The sequence below is a fragment of the Pseudomonas sp. genome, from assembly GCF_037994325.1.
Taxonomy (GTDB): domain Bacteria; phylum Pseudomonadota; class Gammaproteobacteria; order Pseudomonadales; family Pseudomonadaceae; genus Aquipseudomonas.
The window spans coordinates 1-1488 of sequence record NZ_JBBNAH010000516.1; the positions used below are offsets into that span (position 1 = coordinate 1).

Here is a 1488-nt window from a genome sequence, read left to right on the forward strand (position 1 = left end):
GCCGAGGGCAACGTCGCAGCCGGCATCGAAGCGCATTACTTCGATTCGCCGAGCGAGTTCTCCCTCAACGCGGCGATTCAGCAAGCCGACCACGCCGTACAACCGCTGGCTCAAGCCCGCCTGTACAGCGAAGCATTGGCGCAACTGGCTGCCTTGCGCGAGCCGGTAGATGCCTTCTTCGCCGCGGTAATGGTCAACGCTGAAGATCCCTCCGTTCGCGCTAACCGTTACGCCCTGTTGGCCAAGCTACGCAGCTTGTTCCTCGGCGTGGCGGATATCTCGTTGCTGGGGTAAGCCGTGAAGTTGCTGATACTCGACCGCGACGGGGTGATCAATTACGACTCCGACGCCTATATCAAAACGCTGGAGGAGTGGATTCCGCTCCCTGGCGCCGTCGAGGCAATTGCACAGCTGAGCAAGGCTGGCTGGACGGTGGCAGTGGCCACCAACCAGTCGGGCCTGGCCCGCGGTTATTACTCAGACGCCGTCCTTACCTCCATGCACGATCGCCTGCGTGAGCTGGTGGCGGAGCAGGGCGGTGAACTGGGGCTGGTGGTGCACTGTCCACATGGGCCGAACGACGGCTGTGACTGCCGTAAACCCAAGCCTGGAATGCTGCTGACCATCGCTGCGCACTACCACACAGATCTTGCAGGCGTGTGGTTTGTCGGCGACAGTCGAGGTGACCTGGAGGCGGCCGTGGCCGTCGATTGTCAGCCTGTGTTGGTGAAGACCGGCAAAGGTGAGAAAACCCTAGGCACGGTGTTGCCAACAGGGACGTTGATATTTGACGATTTGGCGGCGGTTGCCGCGCAGTTACTCCACACCCAATAGGCGGGGATAGCCCGCGACGGATAACGCTAAATGTCGATCGTGCTGGCCATCAGAATCTTCCTCTTCTACATCCTCTTAGGCGGCAGCGCATTGCTGTGGTGCAGCCTGAGTTTTTTTGTCGCCCCCTTCCAATCCTTTGAAGCCCGCTATCGCTTTATCAACGTCAACTGGTGCCGCTTTGCGGTAAAGCTGACCGAGGTAATGCTGGGCATTCGCTATGAAGTACGCGGTGCCGAAAACGTTCCAAGCCAGCCCTGTGTGATCCTCTCCAAACACCAGAGCACTTGGGAGACCTTCTTTCTCTCCTGCTATTTCTCGCCGCTTAGCCAAGTGCTTAAGCGCGAGCTGCTGTATGTGCCGTTCTTCGGTTGGGCAATGGCCATGCTCAAACCTATCGCCATTGACCGCGACAACCCCAAAGCCGCACTTAAAGAGTTGGCCAAACAAGGCCATGAACGTCTGCAACAAAACATCTGGGTGCTTATCTTCCCAGAGGGCACGCGGGTGCCAGCCGGGCAGATCGGTAAATTCTCCCGCGGTGGTACGGCGCTCGCTGTAAACGCCAACCTGCCGGTGCTGCCAATCGCCCATAACGCCGGCGAGTTCTGGCCCAAGCAGGGCTGGTGGAAAACCCCGGGCACTATCCAGGTGGTC

3 protein-coding genes are annotated in these 1488 nt (G+C 59.1%); all 3 read left to right on the top strand.

Going from position 1 to position 1488, the window contains the following annotated elements; all coding sequences use genetic code 11:
* Positions 1 to 294: DALR anticodon-binding domain-containing protein (locus tag AAAB16_RS17365; RefSeq protein ID WP_340664442.1), on the top strand; the 294-nt coding region annotated here is incomplete at its 5' end.
* Between the two features lie 3 nt (positions 295 to 297).
* Positions 298 to 834 carry a D-glycero-beta-D-manno-heptose 1,7-bisphosphate 7-phosphatase gene (gene gmhB, locus AAAB16_RS17370; RefSeq protein WP_340664443.1) on the top strand — a complete coding sequence of 179 codons (537 nt, stop codon included), beginning with the start codon at positions 298 to 300 and terminating at the stop codon, positions 832 to 834.
* 30 nt (positions 835 to 864) lie between these two features.
* Positions 865 to 1488 (top strand): lysophospholipid acyltransferase family protein (locus AAAB16_RS17375; protein WP_340664444.1); only part of this gene is annotated, 624 nt, incomplete at its 3' end.